Source organism: Luteolibacter ambystomatis (assembly GCF_018137965.1).
Classification (GTDB): Bacteria; Verrucomicrobiota; Verrucomicrobiia; order Verrucomicrobiales; family Akkermansiaceae; genus Luteolibacter; species Luteolibacter ambystomatis.
Genome location: NZ_CP073100.1, coordinates 4,422,904 through 4,440,460, shown reverse-complemented (window position 1 = coordinate 4,440,460; position 17,557 = coordinate 4,422,904). Strand labels below are relative to the sequence as shown.

The window sequence follows — 17,557 nt, the reverse complement described above, 5'->3', positions numbered from 1 at the left end:
ATGAAAACAGGAAACGGGTAGCAAGGGACCGCTCTGTTAGCGATTGGAATCCCGTCGTCCGTTTCTTCAATGGAGGTTCGAGTGATACACCAGCCACTCCGGCAGTTTCACCGCGGTGTTGTACAGAAGGTGCAACAGGATCGCCGTGGGAAGGTTGCGGGTAGCCGCGTATGCGATGGCGCAGGTGAAGCCGAAGGTCGCCACACTCGCAAGCCCGTACAGATCGTAGAAATGGACAAGGGCGAACACAAAGGCCGAAAGCAGCGCGGCACCCCAGACTCCCATCCGGTTCGCCAGCGAGCGGAACAACACGCCGCGATACAGCAACTCCTCCGCCACCGGGGCCACCAGGCACGCCGACACCACCGCAAAGGTCAATCCCCACAGCCCTTCCTCGCCGAATCCCAACCCGCCCGTGGGATCGGGGGGTGAAAAACGCTTGAGCCAGGGCAGCAACAGCTCGTTCACCCACCCGACCAAGGCAAACCCGCCGAATACCACCGACCACACCGGCGGCCGGTTCAGGCCCAACACCCGCGCCGCGTGCCCCGGACGGCGGAACAGCCAGCCAATCGCGATGGCGGCTGGCAGCAGACGCATGGCGGTATCCAGGGCCAGAATCATCCAGTTCGGCACGTCCCTCACCGCCGCGAGTCCGGCCCGCATCGACAAGGTGAACCCGATCCAAGCCAGCGTGGAGACGAGAAAGACTACGATTCCCAGCGAGGCGCTCCAGCGGCTGGCGTAGCCGCCGCCTTCCCACTTCCGCAGACCTGCCAGACGCGGCAGAGCGGCTGGCAGGAACAACGTTCCGACACATACCATCAGCCAGACGGCGCAGCGGCCGATGATGGCCCGCTGCCGCAGCACCGCCGAGCCCCGGTCGAATACCACGATCGCATCATCCAGACCCGCGGCGGTCGGACGCTCCGGGGCATAGGTGCGCGCCAGTGATCTCTCCCACCAGCGGCCATCTCCGGCCAGCATCTTCCCAACCAAGGCTTCATAGGGTTGCGGAAAATCCGCCCCCTGCAGTCCGGCCGCAGTCTGGCGCAGGGTTTCCAGCATCGGCAGCCGGTCCCGCTCGGCGATGGCGATGACGAGGGCCTCCACGCCATCCGTACCCAGGCTCTTGTCACGGGCCAGCAGTTGCAGGGCCTCGATACCTTTCCGCTTCACCTCTTCCGGCGGCTGTACTCCCACCAATTTCCGCAGCCACGGCGAGTCCCCGGACATGGCCTCCGCAAGGCGCACATCGCGGTCGAACTTCACCAGCGCGATCTGGTCGGAACCCGGTTCGTAGCCCGCCTTCGGACCGAAGTAATGATCCCAAATCCACACCCCGAGCACGAATGCCAGCAAGGCAATGAACGGCTCGGGAAATCGCCGGGCGAGGATCTGCCGGTAGGGATTCGAGGGAAGTACCGGCATGAGAAGGGGGCAACCGCCTTTACAATCGTCAATTTCTCCAGACTGACAAGCCCTCTTAACCATCTCCGCCCCATGCCAGCCGATTTTCCCACTCGCCGTCCAAGGAAGCCTCCCGCAATGTCCCGCCGTGTCCGACCTGCTCGCCCTCGCCGCCGCCAACCCCATCCCGGTCCAGATCGTGAAAGGGAGCTTTCTGGCAGCCATGGGGGTCGCCGCGATCGGTGCCGGCATCCACGCCTTGCTGCGCCGGGACCTTCCGGGGGAAGAACCCATCGTGGTCATCGAGCCACCCGCCATCACGCCGCCACCTTTCCCGGTCGAGCCCACGGCAAATCCTTCCCCCTACTCGCCGCCAGCGGGCATGAGTCCGGAAGCGGTCGCCGCGATGACCCGGCCGGGCGAAGACCTGCATCGGATAGCCTCTCCGGGGGTGACCACCCGCTGGTATCACCGGGTGGACCTGATCGTGGCCGGATTCCTGTTCCTGTTCTTTTTCTTCCAAGCCGTGGCCACCGCCAGCATGCCTCCCGGCAGCGAGGTGAAATACACACCGGAAGCCCTGATCGGCGCGATGGTGTTCCAGTTCGGCCTCGCCGGCATCGTCATCGCCGTGATGTTCGGGCGCGTGCGGCCGGCTCCCTGGCTAGGCCTCCGCTGGCCGAAGTGGCCGGCGGCGCTGCTGATCGGTCCCGGCTGTGTCCTGCTGATGTGGGCGCTCATGTTCGCACTGGATCGCGCGGGCTACATGAAGTGGTCGGAATCCCTGGGCGGCGGCGCCCAGGACACGGTCAAGTTGCTGAAGGAAAGCAAGGATCCGGTGATCCTCGGTCTGATGGCCTTGATCGCTGTGGTCGTTGCGCCGCTGTGTGAAGAGATCATTTTCCGCGGCTATTTGTATCCGGTGGCAAAGCGGTTTGCGGGAGCCTGGCCGGCCGCCATCTTCAGCGCCCTCGTGTTCGGAGCCGCCCACGGTAATCTCACCGCCTTGCTGCCGCTGTTCCTTCTCGCACTGCTGCTGGTGTGGCTCTACGAAAAGACGGGCTCGCTGTGGTCCACCATCGCCGTGCATTTCTGCTTCAATGGCGCGACGGTGCTGATCCAGTTCATCGTCCGCTATTACAATATCCCCGTGGATCCCGGGATGTGAAAAAAGCTCTCAAAGACCTCGGTGAAGACGCGCTGATCGACCGGCTGGTCCGGCTGGTGCCGCGCGACCCCGATCCGGTCACCGGCCCCGGCGACGATTGCGCGGTGATCGATACCGGCAACACGCGCGCGCTCCAACTGCTCAAGACCGATGCCATGGTCGAGCACGTGCATTTCCTGCCGGACACGCCACCCCGCAAAATCGGCTGGAAGGCCGCGGCGCGGGTGCTCTCCGACTTCGCCGCCATGGGCGGAACCCCGGATCGTTTTCTGGTCACCATCGCGCTTCCGCCCTCGTGGCCGGTAGCGAGGATCGAAGGGATCTATCGCGGTTTCGGCGAGTGCCTGGCACGCCACGGCGGATTCCTCGCCGGCGGCGAGACCACCCGCGTGCCCGCCGGTTCCGCCGCCGTGATTTCCATCGCCGCCACCGGCACGGTCGTGCCATCCCACATCACGCTGCGTTCCGGTGGCCGGCCCGGGGATCTGGTGCTGGTAACTGGCAGGCTCGGCGGCTCGATCCGGGGCAAGCACCTTACCTTCACCCCGCGCTTGGAAGAAGCCGCGTGGCTGGTGCGCCATCTCAAGCCAACCGCCATGATGGATCTGTCCGATGGGGTCGCCAAGGATCTGCCGCGCCTCGCGAAGGCCAGCGGGTTGGGATTCCAGCTCGACCGGGAAGCCGTCCCACGCACCCGCGGCTGCACCGTGGAGCAAGCTTTGGGCGACGGAGAGGACTTCGAATTGTTATTCACTCTGCCGCCGCGCAAGTGGAACACCCGCACCATCGCCGCGTGGAACGAAGCATTTCCCAAGCTGCCGCTGACGGTGATCGGCAAACTCAGCGAAGGTGCGGAAGAACGTTTGGAAGGCGGCTGGGATCACTTTGCCAAGTGAGCCGCCGCCGCTAACAAGCTCCCCGCCGCATTGACACCCCGCGGTGGATTCACCAGTGTGCGGAGAAATGGCAGGCCACTACACTCCCGCACACCGCTTCACGGCCTTCCGTGTCTCGTGCTGGACGCTCGGCATCCTGGCGTTCGCGGAGGTGATGAGCACCGCCGTGGCATTGGCCGCCCGCCTCGACGCCGCGAAGGAAATCCGCGTGGTCGAAAAGATCGTGGAGGTGCCGAAGATCGTAGCCGTGCCAGTCCCGACACCCGCCGCAGCTCCCGCCAACCGCACGCTGCCGACCATCGCCTCGGCCCTGCCGGAGGGTGCGGAACCCCACGGCGTGCTGGCCAAGCCCCCCCAAACCCCGGTGGCAGCCGCCCCAATCGGTCCGGCCCCCACTCCGGTGGCCACGCCGCCGATCGCAGATCCGGTGGTCGAGCGTCTGGTCACGGAAGCCCGCAAGGCCCGCATCGCCGAAGACATGGGGGCCGCCATCGTGAAGCTCCAGGAAGCCGCCTCCAAAGCCCAGGACGAACCGAACGTGGAATACGAACTGGGCCTCGTCCATGAAGCCATGGGCGTCTATGACAAGGCCTCCGAGCACTACGAGAATGTCTTCAAAATGGGCGCCACCAAGGCCGGCAACCTCTATGAACAAGCTGCGGGCAAACTGCGCGACGGCCTCCAGGAACCGGATATCCATGGCAAGCTGGCGCTCGGCCGGACCCGCATCTTCAAGGACGCCCAATACGAAGATGGCGAGCGCGTGGTGCTCACCATCCCCGTGCAGGTGGCGCCCGGCACCACGGTGGGCGCGGACGATTTCTCCGTGCGCGTCCTCTTTTACGACACGCTGAAGGGCAAGGACGTCGTTCCCACCCGCGACACCAGCATCATCAAGACCGAGTGGGCCAGCCTGCCGATCGACTGGGCCGGTGGCGAGGAACTGCTGCGCGTGACCTACATCATTCCGAAACAGGACGAACAGGATGAACACCTCTTCGGCCACCGCGCGTATTACGGCCAATCCGTGGAGCTGAACTACAAGAACGAGCTCATCGACGTGCAAGCCTGGCCGCGCGACCTCGCCGCCCGCAACCAGCAGGCCCTCCAGATCCAGCAGCAACAACTGCAACAGCAGCAGCCGAACGGCCTGCCCAGCCCCGGCGATGTCCCCCCCGAATTCCTCAACAAGGAGGAGCTTCCCCGTGACTTCAATCCCGGAGCGCCCCTGCTGCCCCTTCCCCGCTGATCGCCCGATCCTTTCCGCATGGATTCCCCTTCCGACGAACCCACCCTTGGAGACTACCGGCTGAAAGAACTTCTCGCGGAAGGCCCGCTCACCCGCACTTGGCTGGCGGAGCAAGTCTCGGTCCGCCGCAAGGTCCTCGTCGACGAACTCAAACCGGAAGCCGAAGAGGCCCGCGAGTCCTTCCTCGCAGATGTCCGATCGAAGGCGGCCACGGACCACCCTTTGATCGGATCGGTCTATGAAGCGGTGGCCAAGGACTCGCACTGCTTCTTCGCCCGCGAACGCCTGGCAGGAGCCACCTTGGAAGAACGGCTGCATGCTTCCGAACCGTTGCGCCCCTCCGTGCTCGCCCATGTGCTCCGCCGTGTGGCCGAGGGAAACCTCTATCTCGAATCCCGCGGCCAAGCCACCGCGCCGCTCGATCCCTGTGACATCCATTTGGAAGACAGCGGCGTGGTCCGGCTGGTGAATCTCTCCGTCGCCGGAGAACGCGAGCCGGAGCGCTCGGTGGAGGACATCATGGGACTGGGAGTCAATCTGGTGCCGCTGGTCGCGGACGGCCATTCCGGAGCCACCCGGCTGCTTACCCTGCTGGCGTGGATGCGCGGGGAAGGCTTGGAAAGCCCCATCACTTGGGAACAGGTCCGCGACTACTCGGCACAGATCGAAGGACAGCTCGTCGATCCTGCGGCTGGCGCCGGTCCCGCCACAAGCCACCTGCCGACACCGAAGAAACTGCCGGTGGCCGCGATAGTCATGGGTGGAGCCCTTCTTCTCGTTGGGGTGGGGATTGGTCTGTCGATGATGAAACCGAAACCTCCGGCAGCGCCGCCAAAAGCCCCGCTGCCCCCGGCCGTGCTCATTCCGGAGGGCAAGCACCTGATGCCCGATGGCACCGAGGCAACCCTGCCCGCCTTCCAACTCGCCGCCCATGAGGTAACCATCGGCGAATACGGGGAATTCCTCGACACCCTCGCGCTGCTGACAAAAGACCAGCGCGAACGCACCTTCGATCACGAAAGCCAGCCGCCGGAAAAGGCCAGCCACATCCCGGACGACTGGGACAACCTCAGCGCCGCCGCCAAGGCCAACAGCACCTGGCAGGGCCGCCTGGTCTCACTCGACACGCCCGTCATCGGCGTCGATTGGTGGGATGCCGCCGCCTATTGCGAGTGGAAGCGCGGCAACCTGCCGACCGAGGAGCAATGGTTCGCCGCCATGAGCCAGGACGTGAAGCAACCGTCCGCGATCAAACCCTCGAACTGGCTGCCGGTCAGCGCCGAAACCCCGGACCGCACGCCGAATGGCCTGCTCGGCATGGCCGGTTCCGTGGCGGAGTGGACACGCAGCCGCTCCGTCAATCCGGCCAATCCGCTCGGTGAAAAGCTCTGGGTCATCATCGGTGGCTCCTACCTGAAGCCCGCCAATGGCGCGCTCGCCCGCGAATGGATCGACGACCGCGCCATCCGCCGCCCGGACCTCGGCTTCCGTCTCGCCACCGACGCCCGCTGAAAACTCCTACAATCCCGGCCGCTCTTCCGATGCCGTAATGTGGCGGTGTACCTCCTCCGTGAGCCCCTCGATGCGCTCGCTGAGTTGCTTGGTCAGCTCCGTGAGTTCGGTGTTCCGCCGCATCAACTCAAGCAGATGGGCCGTCTGCTCCGCCGCGGTCGCCTGCCTCTCGGCGGAAATGTGCGCCAGCTCCTCCCGGTGCTGCGCATCCGCCTCCGCATTCGCCTTGTCCCGCTCCGCCTGCCGCGTCTGCGCCAGCAGGATCAGCGGCGCCGCATACGCCGCCTGCAAACTGAAGGCCAGGTTCAACAGGATGAACGGATAGACGTCGAACTGGACCCAGCCCACCAGGTTGACCAGAATCCAGATCCCCACGATCACGGTCTGGCCGATCAAAAACGTCGGTGTCCCGAAAAACCGAGCGAACGACTCGGCCCTCAATCCGAACCAATCGTTCCCGAACGTGGCCGCCAGATGCGCGTGCGGCAGGTGGAACCGGAAATGGTTCTGCCTGGTGGAAGAGATGCCTGCTCCCGCGGAATTTTCATTTTCCATGGCGGCATCCCTAATTCACGCCCCGTACGGAATCGAGCGGGAACGCATCCGCCCATATCCCTCCGCGGGCTGCCTGCCCTCTCTGCGCTGCAATACCGGATCTTCGGAACGACATGGTCCATCGTGTGGCAGATGTCCTCCGGAGTCTGATCCTGGGATCATTCCATCAGCTCGTTGGAAATGTCCAAATCTGTTCACAGATGGCCTGGTACAGAGATTGCCGTTCCTCAATATCCTTCTTGTGGAACTGTTCATGAGGCTTGAACGGCAAGCCATTCGCGTTCGCCCACTTCGTGAAATTGGGATTGTTCTGATAGGTAATCTCGCAGAGCGATTGGGAAAGAAGGTTCTCGCGATGGTAGTGGGGGAGCTTTTCCGAATAGGGTTTGTCGTTGAATGATTGATTCGTCCCGTTCGGCAGCAACACGAGCGCTCCGATGCTGTTCCGCCAATCGCTGAAGTCCGCCTTGTCGATGAACTGGGCCGGATGCTGTGACATGTCATCGGCCCAGATATGCTCGATCTCAAACGGCTTTCCTCGCGGGTTTTCGAAGTAGGTTTGGAAAGTCGTCGTCATGCCCGCACCCTGTTCCACATGGGCGGTGATTCTCGATAGCAGGAATTTTACAAACCGTCGGTTCATTCCATGCATTTGGAAATGCTGGAACCCGTCCCAGCCATATTCCATCTCTTCAACTTTCGTCGCCAGAATGGAGCGCAGATCCGCTAGATCTTTTCCGCGGATTTCCTTCACCAGCGAATACATCGTATAACGGATGGAACTGGCTCCGAATTTCTTGAAATTGACCGCTCTCCGGACGGAGAAGGTTTCGATGTAGCGTGCCACAAGATCCAGCTTCCCATCCACGGTCTTCCCGTCATCGGTTGCGACCAGAGGAGCCAACATCAGGGAGAACGCCTGGGAAGCCGCAATGCCCCAGCAATCGATGTAATAAACGTGTTCCAATCCTGGTACGAACGATTCCTGAGCTGCAAGGATCCGGAGATAGGCGGCGTGGTAGAATTTGAAATCCACACTGATGAAGCGCTCGAAATCCGCCGGAACCTCGGGATCGAGGCCCAGTTTCGGCAAATTATCCCGGACCCAGCTGTGAAAGCGGGTGCCGATCTTTTCGAAGTCTTCATTCTGTGATCCGGCCTTGCCCGGACGGATGGTGTCGGCATAGCAAGCGCGCAGCCACGCTTGGAAGAAACTCTGATCCTCTCTCAGATCATATTCCTTCAGCATGGCCACGGCTTCTTTCCATTGCTCGTTGGCCCTGTTCCGCTTGGTTTGATCGGTGAAGCGGGAGAGGAGGAAACCCTTGAGCATTTCCGTCGGGGTAAGGTTCAAACCCCGGTCGTTCATGGTCTCGAAGATGGTGTAAGCGTTGTCGTCCGAATAGGCGATGATCTCGACGAGAACGACATTGTATTTGATCCAATCGATGAAGAACGGCAACACCTCCGGCTTTGAGGCGATGTCATCGGGAAAGCATTTTTCGATATCGGCATATCGCGCCGCCATGTTGGTGGTGGATGCATCATCCCCCGCCTTGCCCGCATAGCTGCCACCGCTGAACAGCTTCTCCAGGCATTCCGAGCGCTCTTCGACCTGGATATTGAAGGATTTCATTCCCCGGTGCTCGGAAAAGATCATCGGCTCGATTTTTTCCGCAAGCCCGAGCGATTCCTGGAGATTCTTCAGATAAATCAATAGCAGGGTCAGGGACGTGAGGCGTTGCTGGCCGTCGATGATGCTCCGCTGCCCCGCCTTCTCACTGACAACAAAGGGGCCGAGATAGTAATTGTTGTAGTCTTCACCCTTCGTCCGGGCATCCCCCGGCTGGTGCTCATCGAGAAATGCGCTCGTCAGGTCGAATACCAGTTGCTCGATGTGCCTTTGTTCCCAGTTGTACTCCCGCTGGAAAAAATCCACGGTGTATTTTTTATCAGCCAATACCTGCCAGACGGTACGGTCGTGGGCTTCTATCTTGTTGGTGAGCTTGCTCATTCGGACTCGGAAAGCTTGAAGATGATTCAAAATGTCATCCGAGACCGAGCAACTTGTCCAGCAACCGGAAATCATTCGGAGTCTTCGGCAGACAGAGGACGATCCCGCATTCCGGGACAATCCCCGGTGGCTCCCGAATCAGATCCATCCCATGCCTCGTAAAGAAGAGGCACCACATCGACCCTCACGACGCCGTACCCGTCTATATTGGGAGATGTCCACCCGGAACTGGCGGAATCGATCAGCTGGGGACGCGATCATCAACTCGCAATGGAGAAGAAAATGGAGGCGGAGGCGGGAATCGAACCCACTAATGGTGGTTTTGCAAACCACTGCGAACCTATATTTTTCACGGATTATTTGGCCATGGGGACGGAATGGGGACGAATTTCGCTTCCTCAAGCTGCCGGAGCCTGCCTAAGTTTGCCGCATGGCAGCGCGGAAGAAAACGGCGGTTCAAGCACAAGGCAAAGGCTTCAAGGCCACGGCTGGCAGCAAGTCCCGCGAGTTCACAAACCGGGCTTTGGCTGTCGCATGGTGCGATGTTGAAACCGCTCCCCAGTTCCGCCACTGCCGCATCCAGTTCAACAATGAGGAGCGCAGACCGTTCATTGTCGCCTATCCAACGGCAACCCCCGATGGGAAGGCCTTCACGGCGCGTAAGAAGTTCTCCGAGTTCCATGCGGCCAGACGGTTCGCGGAGGAACGAGACGTTGCGACGATCAACCACGGGCGGCAGTTCGCCAGCGAACTCACCCGCGAGGAAATCGCCGCTGTCTCCGCTTGGCGCAATGAAGCTGCTAGGCTGGCCGCTGACGGCGTTACGGTGCCGAGTCTCGCCGACCTCATCCGTGAAGGCCTTGGACGGCTTTTTGCCAATCCTGACGCCCGCAAGGTTGCCGACTTAGTTCCTCTATTCCTTCAGGCGAAAACGGACCGGGGTATTGGTGCGGCACAGTTGAAAAGCCTGCGTATCCGATTGGGACGATTTGAAGAGTCCTTCGGGGATCGGGTGGCGGCTTCCATCGACCAAGGCGAAATCGAGCGGTGGGTGTTGGAAATCCGTCCGCGTAAAAAGACCAAAGCCGGGCCAGTGGAGTTGGATGCGCCGTCTTCTCCGCAAAGCCGGAAGCATTACCGGGCAGTTCTTCACACGTTTTTCGCGTGGGTGAATCCCGACCGGAATCCCGTCACCAAAATCGAAGCGCCGCTCATCAAGTCGCCGGAGCGCGATCACTATACCCCGGAAGAAGCCTACATGCTGTTGGCGTGGATGCTGGAAAACGATTCCCTGTTGCTTCCCTCAACGGCCATCGGCTTTTTCACGGGATTGCGGCAGTCAGAAATCGCCCGCTTGGACCTCTCGGCTTTCGACTTGAGCGAGCCTGACAAGGAGGGAGAGTTCATTTTGCGCGCAAGCGATACCAAGACCGACCGTCCCCGCGCCGTTCCGGTGTTGCCCGTCCTCAAGCACTGGTTGCTCTCTCAAACGCGCCGAAGCGGCTCCGTCGTCACCATGACAGAAAGCGCGTGGCTCACTCGCGTAAGGCATGCCCACGCCGGAGCAAACGTGCGCCGAGTGGAGAACGGCTTGCGCCATAGCTTCGCCTCCTACCGTGGAGCCATCATCAAGGACTCCGGGCGCTTGGCTGACGAGATGGGAAACAGTGTTTCCATCGTTCGTCGCCATTACCGCGATGCGAAATTGGAAGCCGAGGCGAGAGCGTTTTTCAGCCTTAAACCCGGTGAACTTGTTTCCGAAAAAATTCCTTTCAAGAGGAATGCTGGGTGATTTTATTCCTCGTTCTCAACTCTAACAGAAAGAGTTGAAGGGATGCGCACACGGCGCGGTGGACGAATTTTGGGCTACGCGCTCAAGTTCGCGCAAATGGACATTAAATCCGTATCAGCACAGCCCATCCTCCTCCGTCGCCGAGACGTCGCCGAGCTACTGGGAGTTAGTGAACGCACCGTGGAGGTTATGAAAGCCCGGGGAGACTTCCCCATCGTTCGACTGGCGGGTCGCAGCGTCCGCTATCCCCGCGAGGCCATCCTCGACTTTATCCAAGCTCGCACGGTTAGGGCCACTATCTGAAGTACCCACTTGATTCAGAATATGACTCACGACGAGCGAACATTCAGGGCGCTAGAAATTGCAGCACATGTGACGGGGCAAAGGATGCCCACCCCATATATTCCAGATTCGCCCCCACTGGATCAAATTCATCCAGAGAAGGGTCGGGCATTGACGCCGAAAGAGTATGAGGAAATGGGAAAAGGAAATCCCGAATTTGAATGGAAGGCGAGAGCATTTGAACTTCACCTCGTTTGGGCGGCGGCGACAATTCTTCGTTGCGCTGATTCACTTTTGAGTGACCAGAAGAGAGGAGAGGCCGCATGAATCCTGCCGTATCTGAATCCCCCAAGGAATCGGTCTCCAATCCTTGGGATTTTCCAGTAGAGCCCGACGAGCCAGAAACCCCTGCCACGGTAGCGAAAAGGGAGGCTGACGCACTCCGGGAGCGGAGGAGATGGCAGGAAGAAGAACGCCGAGCTTTCGAAAAGAGAGAAGCCTTTCGGCTCGCCAAAGAGGCAAAGGCGGAGGCTTTGCGTCAGAAAGCAGCTAATCGCGAGCTTGTGGAGGAACAAACTGTGGCTCTTCAGCTTCGTTCCGCCCAGCTAGACGTGATGCTAAAGGAGCGTTCCCTTGCTTCCGTGGTGACTACCCCAACCCCGGAGACAAATGCGGAGGTCATGGCGAAGCTTAAGGAGCGGATTTTCGATTTCGACAATCCTCCGCTCCCTCCGGTTCCGATTCTCCGACTTGGGGACCAAACCATTTGCACGCCGGGCAACGTCACCAACATCCAAGCCCCTGCTAAGGCAGGAAAATCCGCCATCATTGGTGCAATTATGGCGGCAATTTTCAACGGGAGACGGCAGGGTTCTGACACGCTCGGATTTTCGGCTGAAAATGTGATGGAGCACGCGTTGGTCCACCTCGATACGGAACAAAGCCGCTTTGACCACGATGCCCTTGTTAGGCGCGCCTTGGGCCGCGTCCGTCTGGATCGTCCTCCCGGTTGGTTTGATTCCCGTTCCGTGGCTGATTTGTCAATTCATGAGCGCCTTGCTGCGCTAGACCTCTTGATTGAAAAAGCCGTGACGGATCATGGCGGAATTTTCGCGGTCATTGTCGATGGGGTGGCGGATCTCTGCCATGACCCGAACGATTCCACCGAAGCGTTCGCACTTGTTGGGCATCTTCACACGTTGGCGATTCAGCATGAATGCGCGATCATCACGGTCCTGCACGAGAATCCGGGCAGTGAATCCGGGAAGACGCGAGGCCATCTAGGAAGCCAGCTTGAGCGAAAGGCTGAAACCAACCTTCGCCTTGCCAAGGCCTCCGATGGGATCACCACGGTTTTTACCGAACGCGCCCGTCACGCCCATATTCCCCGCAATGCGGGTTCGTGTTTCGCGTGGTCCGATGCCGCCGGAATGCACATTTCGTGTGGAAACGCGAAGGAGTTGAAAGAGCAAGCGTCGCAGGACAAGGCCGGTGAAGAAGCCGCTCGCGCGTTTTGGGGCCATGACCGTCTCTCCTTCACGGAGTTGAAGGGAGCCATCATGGAATCCCTCGCGCTGGGCGACCGTTCCGCCAAGCTCCGGATTCAGAAATGGAATAGTAATGGAATCATCACCAAGAACCCGGATGGGAAATACACTTTCGCGTGAATCGCTACTCGGAATTAATGCAGCGTCTCGGGAGAAGGAAAGTCTTCGTAACCCGCATACATCGCGTAAGCAGCGTAATTCGCATATTTCGCGTAACTTCCATATTTAGCATAGGGAGTGAACACGAACCCTCTTCTCCCCTTTTTCGATAAGCAAGTGATGAGAAACTGGTCGTTCATTACTTCGCCGAGGTAGCGGCCATCCCGTCCGTAGATTTCGACGCCTTGGAACCGACCGACATCATAGCCATCGTAGGTCCTCAAACAGTCGCCGTCTCTATACCCGAAACACTTTCCTGACCAAGTCCAATACCACTTCATTGTCCGAACCTAGAGGTTCATCGCAGTTTGTCGAGATTAGGGCACAGGGCAATGTTGGGGTAATTTACGGGCATGTCACCTAGGGCAAGGTGCATCGCCCTGATAGAGGGCGATGCCCTTTGCACCAGCCCGTGCAGGCCCCTCCCCCAACGTGGGTCCTTCTTCCCCAGCCTCCTGCGGAGGGCAAAGACCGCCACCATATAGATCTAGATAAACGCAAATAAAGTGCATTTTGATTTGGTGACATCCTATATTCCGTCTGCTCCCAGCAAATTGAGGTCGCCGTAACCAAAAGCGAAATGCCGAGAGGGCTTTTTCCTTGCTCGCTTAGAGGCGGCGGTGTCCCCTGAAGGCGTCCCATCTTCCGATGAGACAGGGCGTGAGAACCCTTACCAACAGCGGTCGGCATTGACCGCGACAATGCCGCCACCAAGGCCAATGGCCGGGGAGGCGGCGGCGCATGTCCAAGCTTCCCTTTACGGGGTGGCCAAAGGCCGTTGCGGCTGTCTGTTGGCAGCTTCTCAACTCCCCGTCCACCTGGGAGATGGCGAATTCCAATTCGCCATCCATGAATCCTCCTCCGTTACCGGGCCAAAATCATCCAATCGCGCCTAAGAAAAAATCCGGCTGCATAATGGCCGTGCTCATTTTGGCCATCCTTGCCGTTGTGGCGCTGATTTCCTTGATAGGTCTCGCAGCCCTCGGCGCGAAATCTAAAGCTACATCCAGCGGAACTCGTGCAAGTCTAACGCCCGAGAGAACAGTGGAAATTGCCCGGCCCACCGCCGCGCCGCCATCTGATACGAGCATGGATCGAGGGGCCGACGGGCCACGTGAGATCGAGAAAACAGTCCGTGAGGGAATTCCATTCCCTCACTTCAATTCAATTCCGGAAATGATCGAGGAACTGGGGGACTACTCCTCTGACAACGGAACCTTTGAGATCATCGCCCGCAAACCGCTTCACATCCGCCTCTCACGCCTCGTCGATCCCTCCGAGTCAGCCCAATCCGTGAAGGATCAGAATGAACAGACGCTCCTCTACGGAATCTTGCGGGCGTTCATTCATACCCAAACCGACGAAATCACCGTCACTGCGTTTCCAATCGAGCAAACCGATTCAAAGAGACGCTCCCTTCGCGATATGGCGGTCACCCTCCGCGTTCATCGTGTCGATGTTCTGGCACTAATCTCGCAGGTGCAACCAACCAAGAAATTTGACGATTTGCTCGTTGTTAAGGATCTAGGAGGCTTTGAATCGTATGAACCCAGCGAAGTTTACCAACGAATCTACAACGATGGAAACGGCGTGAAGCCGCCGGGCCGAAAGCGATTCCTTGCAGAATTAGCGAAGCTCGCCCGCTCTCGCTGAAAGGGCGGCTTTAACTGCGCTGGATGGGGGTGAAATCGGACTGCTTTTGAATCGCTCCGGCGCGGCGAATGGTTGTCCGGCGAACGGTTTCCGCCCCTTGGTGCCGGACTTCGAAATCAACGTAGTTCACCTCTTCCGAAACTCCCAAGAAGGCAGTATGAAGCACCTTCAGCATTTCAACTCGATCCAAGGCTTGCGCGGTCGGGTTAGGGTTGTTTCGAACGGACGGAATGGTGTCTGGAAAGAGGTATATGCACGGTGGCGGCAGGTGGAAGGGCCCAATGTTCGTGGGCACTCGGGGAGCCATCATTTTTGGGCAGGGCCGCCCAATCGTTCCACAAACCATATCCCAAACAACCAAACCATCTACCTGCTTGTTCTTAGAAATAATCTCCGCCGAGAGACGCGTGTGAAGACCGGACCAGACGTTTTTTCGCGGATCTGCTCCGGGGTTCTGGCAAATCGACCAAATGATGAATTCATTTGCGTGAGCAGGCCGCTCGAAAATATTGGTGTTATTTCCGTCAAGGCAGCCTTTCGCCTCGATCACGCACAATTTCCCGCTTGGCAATTTAACGGTATAGTCGTGTCGATTTCTTGACTCTGCGGACTCCCATTCCTCGATAAGCTGAGAATCCTGAAGGTGGTTTAAAATTCGTGAAATGAAGTCCCTCTTGTCCCGCATTGTTGCCGAGAATTGACCACGAATGCGCTCGATAGCTGCGCGGAACAATCCTGAATTAAAAACGTCATCCTCCGACAAACCAACAAGTTCGTGGGAGCGCGTTTTCAAAGTTTCCGCAAAGTCCACAACCTTAGTGCGGAATTCCGGATTCTGTTGGCACGGGATTTCGCTCATGCGGCTTTCTTTGGAGATGCCGAGACACGATGACGAAGAATAAGCGGCTCCAAAAGGTGCTTCGCTAGATGACGAACAACCGGCACGACGACACCGTCCCCTGTTAGGTGATAGGCTTCATTGTAGCGGCTAGGGAGCTTGTAGTTGTCAGGCAGACCCATTAGGCGTGCCGTTTCGCGTGCGGAAATGAGACGACTCTTAACACTCTCGCCGTGGACGAGCATGACCACCTGACGAGACGAACCGCCAGCGGGTGTTCTCAAGCATCCTGAAATGTCGTCAAATCTGATTTCCGCCCGTTGGGCTTTCACTCCATTTTCGTCGGGCCGGGTGCGCTTATAGATGGTCCCAACCATCCTCGCACCGGTCTTCTTTGCAGCTTCCACCTTCGCCCGATTGATAGGGGACATCATCGAAAGAAGTTTTTGGGTTTCAGCCCGGCTATGCCACTCCACGTCGGCAGGTTCGTCCTCGATTAGGTCACCGAATTTGAGACGCGTTTCCGTAGGAAAGGGCAATGACCACCAGATCCACGCTTTTTGTAGAGCCTTTGGAAGCAAATCGAATGCTCTTACCAGCGGCTTCGAATGCCATGCTTGTTCGGGAAGGGCGCACTGAAGATGCGGAGGAATCTGCACGTCTGAACGGCATGCGACGACAAAAAGACGTGGTCGGGATTGTGGCACGAAATGGGCCGCATCAATCACAAGGGCTCCAAATTGGTATCCTGCTTTGGCGAGAGCACTGCAAATAGCCGAGAAGTCCTTGCCGCCATGCGAAGTGAGTGCACCGCAGACATTTTCCAGCACGATCATTCTTGGCGGGGTGGCATTGCTGACGAGCCCTTGGATAAGTTTCCAAAACGGCCAAAACGTGCCTGAACGCTCTCCTAGAAGTCCGGCTCCGCCACCCGCAAGCGAAAGGTCTTGGCAAGGGAAAGAGGCCCACACCAAATCGACTTCGCCGGGCAGATCCGAAACCTTCACAGCTTTGACGTCCCCGATTCGCAGCGTGTCGCCACCCCAGTTTGCAGCGTAGGTTTCCCCCTTCTTTTGGTCGAAATCGTTAGAGAACTGGCATAGCCACTGGGCTCCCAAACCGGCGCGGGCCATCCCCCCTCCGGCGAAGAATTCGCAAAAAGTGAAAGTCCTTTTTCGTGCCATGCTCGCTCTCCACTGTTTCCAAACCGATGCTCCGAGTCGACACTAAATATGGCATCAAAATTCGAAAAACCATACTCCATGTGGGAATCGAAGCATTTTCGAATGATGCCGAAACGGCTGCACGTGGAGCGTAAGGCCTTGGAGTGCCAACGCTACCTAGTTTTCTTTGGCCGCCATCCGACGGGCAACTCTTCGGTCGGAAGCGCCGAATGAGGCGGACACCGAGAGCGGATGAGCAAGACGGTAGGCAGCTCCATCGCGGGCGGGTGCCGCCGCGCTTCTCACGGTCGATTGGAGACGGGAAAATGCTTCCACTACCGAAGGGTTTACCTGCGGATTGGCTCTCATGATCGTCTCAGATTCGTTCGGGTCCATGATCAGAAGTAGAGTCGAGAGTGAACGAAGGAAGAGTGCTGTTCTCTTGCCATATAATCTTTAAGCAATCCAAAATAATCGTCAAGAGAGGGATTGAGGTTTTCGATGCCCTCTAACTCGTCAATCTTAAGACGCATTTCTCCCACCAAAGTTTCACGGGAAATTCCGCGCCCATGCGAATGCCAGCGTTCGTTGTTGCTGAGGCTTGCAGCGATTTCTTTCGCTCTGTTCTTGCGATCATCCTCGGTGACCACGTTGCCGCTTGAACTGTGAACCGTCCAGTCTTTGAATTTGTAGCGAGAGAGCCAATCAATGAGCAGTTCTTGAGAAAGCTCCCGAGCTTGTTCGAATTGGTGAAGCTCCCCTAGGTCGAGTTTGTTTAAAAGTGCGAACTCGGCAGTATTCAAAGTATTGTTGGCGGCTTTCGTGCAAAGCCTTTGAAATTGAACCAAATAGGCCAGAGCAGGAACCAATCTGCCGTCCTTTTCGACCTGCGGATCAATGGGCCCCAAGCTGGAAAAGTAGCTCATGAAGATCTTGTCCCCAGCCATCGCAAACACGGTCCCCGCTGACATCGCTCGGTCCGGGATGATGAAGTAAACCTCTTCGTAATGGTGCCTGAGAGTGGTGACCATCCGCTCTACAACCTCCACAATGCCGCCGGGCGTATCAAGAACGACGGCAACCCGCCGCCTGCGTGTTTCGAACATTTCCACGGCCCGTTTCACAACGGCATCCAATCCATAAAGTATTGGAGATACTATCGTTATGATATCCGCGTCAAAGGCCGCCTCGATCTTTTCAAGGTGGTGATTGAGTTGGAGGCGGGTATGGTGATCGACTGGTCGCAATGCGCTCATGAATCGTGGGGGATCTAGTAAAGTGACCAGAATGCTCCCCGCTTCGTCAAGGTAGTCTTCTCG

15 protein-coding genes are annotated in these 17,557 nt (G+C 58.6%); 8 read left to right on the top strand and 7 right to left on the bottom strand.

Features of this window, described 5'->3' with window-relative positions; genetic code table 11:
• Nucleotides 1–66: 66 nt before the first annotated feature.
• Nucleotides 67–1,431, bottom strand: coding sequence for a CPBP family intramembrane glutamic endopeptidase (locus tag KBB96_RS17160; RefSeq protein WP_211630720.1), 1,365 nt, complete (start codon nt 1,429–1,431; stop codon nt 67–69).
• Between the two features lie 127 nt (nt 1,432–1,558).
• On the opposite strand from KBB96_RS17160, the gene KBB96_RS17155 reads away from it, so the two are divergent.
• From KBB96_RS17155 to KBB96_RS17140, 4 genes are all read left to right on the top strand, one after another.
• Nucleotides 1,559–2,578: a type II CAAX endopeptidase family protein gene (locus tag KBB96_RS17155; RefSeq protein ID WP_211630719.1), complete on the top strand. Its 1,020-nt coding sequence runs from the start codon at nt 1,559–1,561 to the stop codon at nt 2,576–2,578.
• Nucleotides 2,575–3,474 (top strand): thiamine-phosphate kinase, encoded by a 900-nt coding sequence (locus KBB96_RS17150; RefSeq protein ID WP_211630718.1) that lies wholly within the window; start codon nt 2,575–2,577, stop codon nt 3,472–3,474. The genes KBB96_RS17155 and KBB96_RS17150 overlap by 4 nt, the downstream gene beginning before the upstream one ends.
• A 67-nt stretch (nt 3,475–3,541) precedes the next feature.
• Nucleotides 3,542–4,723, top strand: a complete 1,182-nt coding sequence (locus KBB96_RS17145) for a tetratricopeptide repeat protein (protein ID WP_211630717.1) — start codon at nt 3,542–3,544, stop codon at nt 4,721–4,723.
• A gap of 18 nt (nt 4,724–4,741) precedes the next feature.
• Complete coding sequence (locus KBB96_RS17140; protein ID WP_211630716.1) at nt 4,742–6,235, top strand: SUMF1/EgtB/PvdO family nonheme iron enzyme; 1,494 nt, start codon at nt 4,742–4,744, stop codon at nt 6,233–6,235.
• A gap of 6 nt (nt 6,236–6,241) precedes the next feature.
• Here KBB96_RS17140 and KBB96_RS17135 read toward each other — a convergent pair whose 3' ends face one another.
• Both KBB96_RS17135 and KBB96_RS17130 read right to left on the bottom strand, forming a co-directional pair.
• On the bottom strand, nt 6,242–6,790 hold the full coding sequence (locus KBB96_RS17135; RefSeq protein ID WP_211630715.1) for a DUF1003 domain-containing protein: 549 nt from the start codon (nt 6,788–6,790) through the stop codon (nt 6,242–6,244).
• A gap of 166 nt (nt 6,791–6,956) precedes the next feature.
• The gene (locus tag KBB96_RS17130; RefSeq protein ID WP_211630714.1) at nt 6,957–8,804 is read right to left on the bottom strand and encodes a DUF262 domain-containing protein; all 1,848 of its coding nucleotides are present in this window, start codon (nt 8,802–8,804) and stop codon (nt 6,957–6,959) included.
• 430 nt (nt 8,805–9,234) lie between these two features.
• Between KBB96_RS17130 and KBB96_RS17125 the strand changes: the two genes are divergently transcribed.
• Nucleotides 9,235–10,596: a tyrosine-type recombinase/integrase gene (locus tag KBB96_RS17125; protein ID WP_211630713.1), complete on the top strand. Its 1,362-nt coding sequence runs from the start codon at nt 9,235–9,237 to the stop codon at nt 10,594–10,596.
• Between the two features lie 42 nt (nt 10,597–10,638).
• Nucleotides 10,639–10,899 (top strand): helix-turn-helix transcriptional regulator, encoded by a 261-nt coding sequence (locus KBB96_RS21360; protein ID WP_386780331.1) that lies wholly within the window; start codon nt 10,639–10,641, stop codon nt 10,897–10,899.
• Between the two features lie 43 nt (nt 10,900–10,942).
• On the opposite strand, the gene KBB96_RS17115 is transcribed toward KBB96_RS21360, so the two are convergent.
• Entirely contained in the window at nt 10,943–11,203 is a 261-nt protein-coding gene (locus KBB96_RS17115; protein ID WP_211630711.1) for a hypothetical protein, read from the bottom strand.
• On the opposite strand from KBB96_RS17115, the gene KBB96_RS17110 reads away from it, so the two are divergent.
• Together KBB96_RS17110 and KBB96_RS17105 are read left to right on the top strand one after the other, a co-directional pair.
• Nucleotides 11,202–12,545 carry an AAA family ATPase gene (locus KBB96_RS17110; protein WP_211630710.1) on the top strand — a complete coding sequence of 448 codons (1,344 nt, stop codon included), beginning with the start codon at nt 11,202–11,204 and terminating at the stop codon, nt 12,543–12,545. The genes KBB96_RS17115 and KBB96_RS17110 overlap by 2 nt on opposite strands.
• A gap of 888 nt (nt 12,546–13,433) precedes the next feature.
• The gene (locus KBB96_RS17105) at nt 13,434–14,237 is read left to right on the top strand and encodes a hypothetical protein (RefSeq protein ID WP_211630709.1); all 804 of its coding nucleotides are present in this window, start codon (nt 13,434–13,436) and stop codon (nt 14,235–14,237) included.
• A gap of 10 nt (nt 14,238–14,247) precedes the next feature.
• Here KBB96_RS17105 and KBB96_RS17100 read toward each other — a convergent pair whose 3' ends face one another.
• From KBB96_RS17100 to KBB96_RS17090, 3 genes are all read right to left on the bottom strand, one after another.
• Entirely contained in the window at nt 14,248–15,096 is an 849-nt protein-coding gene (locus tag KBB96_RS17100) for a hypothetical protein (RefSeq protein ID WP_211630708.1), read from the bottom strand.
• Nucleotides 15,093–16,259: a DNA cytosine methyltransferase gene (locus KBB96_RS17095; RefSeq protein WP_226373568.1), complete on the bottom strand. Its 1,167-nt coding sequence runs from the start codon at nt 16,257–16,259 to the stop codon at nt 15,093–15,095. The genes KBB96_RS17100 and KBB96_RS17095 overlap by 4 nt, the downstream gene beginning before the upstream one ends.
• A gap of 377 nt (nt 16,260–16,636) precedes the next feature.
• Nucleotides 16,637–17,494: an SDH family Clp fold serine proteinase gene (locus tag KBB96_RS17090; protein ID WP_211630706.1), complete on the bottom strand. Its 858-nt coding sequence runs from the start codon at nt 17,492–17,494 to the stop codon at nt 16,637–16,639.
• Nucleotides 17,495–17,557 lie beyond the last annotated feature (63 nt).

What these genes read in the sequence shown, in the direction of transcription:
- KBB96_RS17095 (WP_226373568.1), bottom strand. Translation starts at nt 16,259, where the DNA reads ATGGCACGAAAAAGGACTTTCACTTTTTGCGAATTCTTCGCCGGAGGG.
- KBB96_RS17135 (WP_211630715.1), bottom strand. Translation starts at nt 6,790, where the DNA reads ATGGAAAATGAAAATTCCGCGGGAGCAGGCATCTCTTCCACCAGGCAG.
- KBB96_RS17105 (WP_211630709.1), top strand. Translation starts at nt 13,434, where the DNA reads ATGAATCCTCCTCCGTTACCGGGCCAAAATCATCCAATCGCGCCTAAG.
- KBB96_RS17110 (WP_211630710.1), top strand. Translation starts at nt 11,202, where the DNA reads ATGAATCCTGCCGTATCTGAATCCCCCAAGGAATCGGTCTCCAATCCT.
- KBB96_RS21360 (WP_386780331.1), top strand. Translation starts at nt 10,639, where the DNA reads ATGCGCACACGGCGCGGTGGACGAATTTTGGGCTACGCGCTCAAGTTC.
- KBB96_RS17130 (WP_211630714.1), bottom strand. Translation starts at nt 8,804, where the DNA reads ATGAGCAAGCTCACCAACAAGATAGAAGCCCACGACCGTACCGTCTGG.
- KBB96_RS17115 (WP_211630711.1), bottom strand. Translation starts at nt 11,203, where the DNA reads ATGCGGCCTCTCCTCTCTTCTGGTCACTCAAAAGTGAATCAGCGCAAC.
- KBB96_RS17140 (WP_211630716.1), top strand. Translation starts at nt 4,742, where the DNA reads ATGGATTCCCCTTCCGACGAACCCACCCTTGGAGACTACCGGCTGAAA.
- KBB96_RS17100 (WP_211630708.1), bottom strand. Translation starts at nt 15,096, where the DNA reads ATGAGCGAAATCCCGTGCCAACAGAATCCGGAATTCCGCACTAAGGTT.
- KBB96_RS17090 (WP_211630706.1), bottom strand. Translation starts at nt 17,494, where the DNA reads ATGAGCGCATTGCGACCAGTCGATCACCATACCCGCCTCCAACTCAAT.
- KBB96_RS17160 (WP_211630720.1), bottom strand. Translation starts at nt 1,431, where the DNA reads ATGCCGGTACTTCCCTCGAATCCCTACCGGCAGATCCTCGCCCGGCGA.
- KBB96_RS17125 (WP_211630713.1), top strand. Translation starts at nt 9,235, where the DNA reads ATGGCAGCGCGGAAGAAAACGGCGGTTCAAGCACAAGGCAAAGGCTTC.
- KBB96_RS17145 (WP_211630717.1), top strand. Translation starts at nt 3,542, where the DNA reads ATGGCAGGCCACTACACTCCCGCACACCGCTTCACGGCCTTCCGTGTC.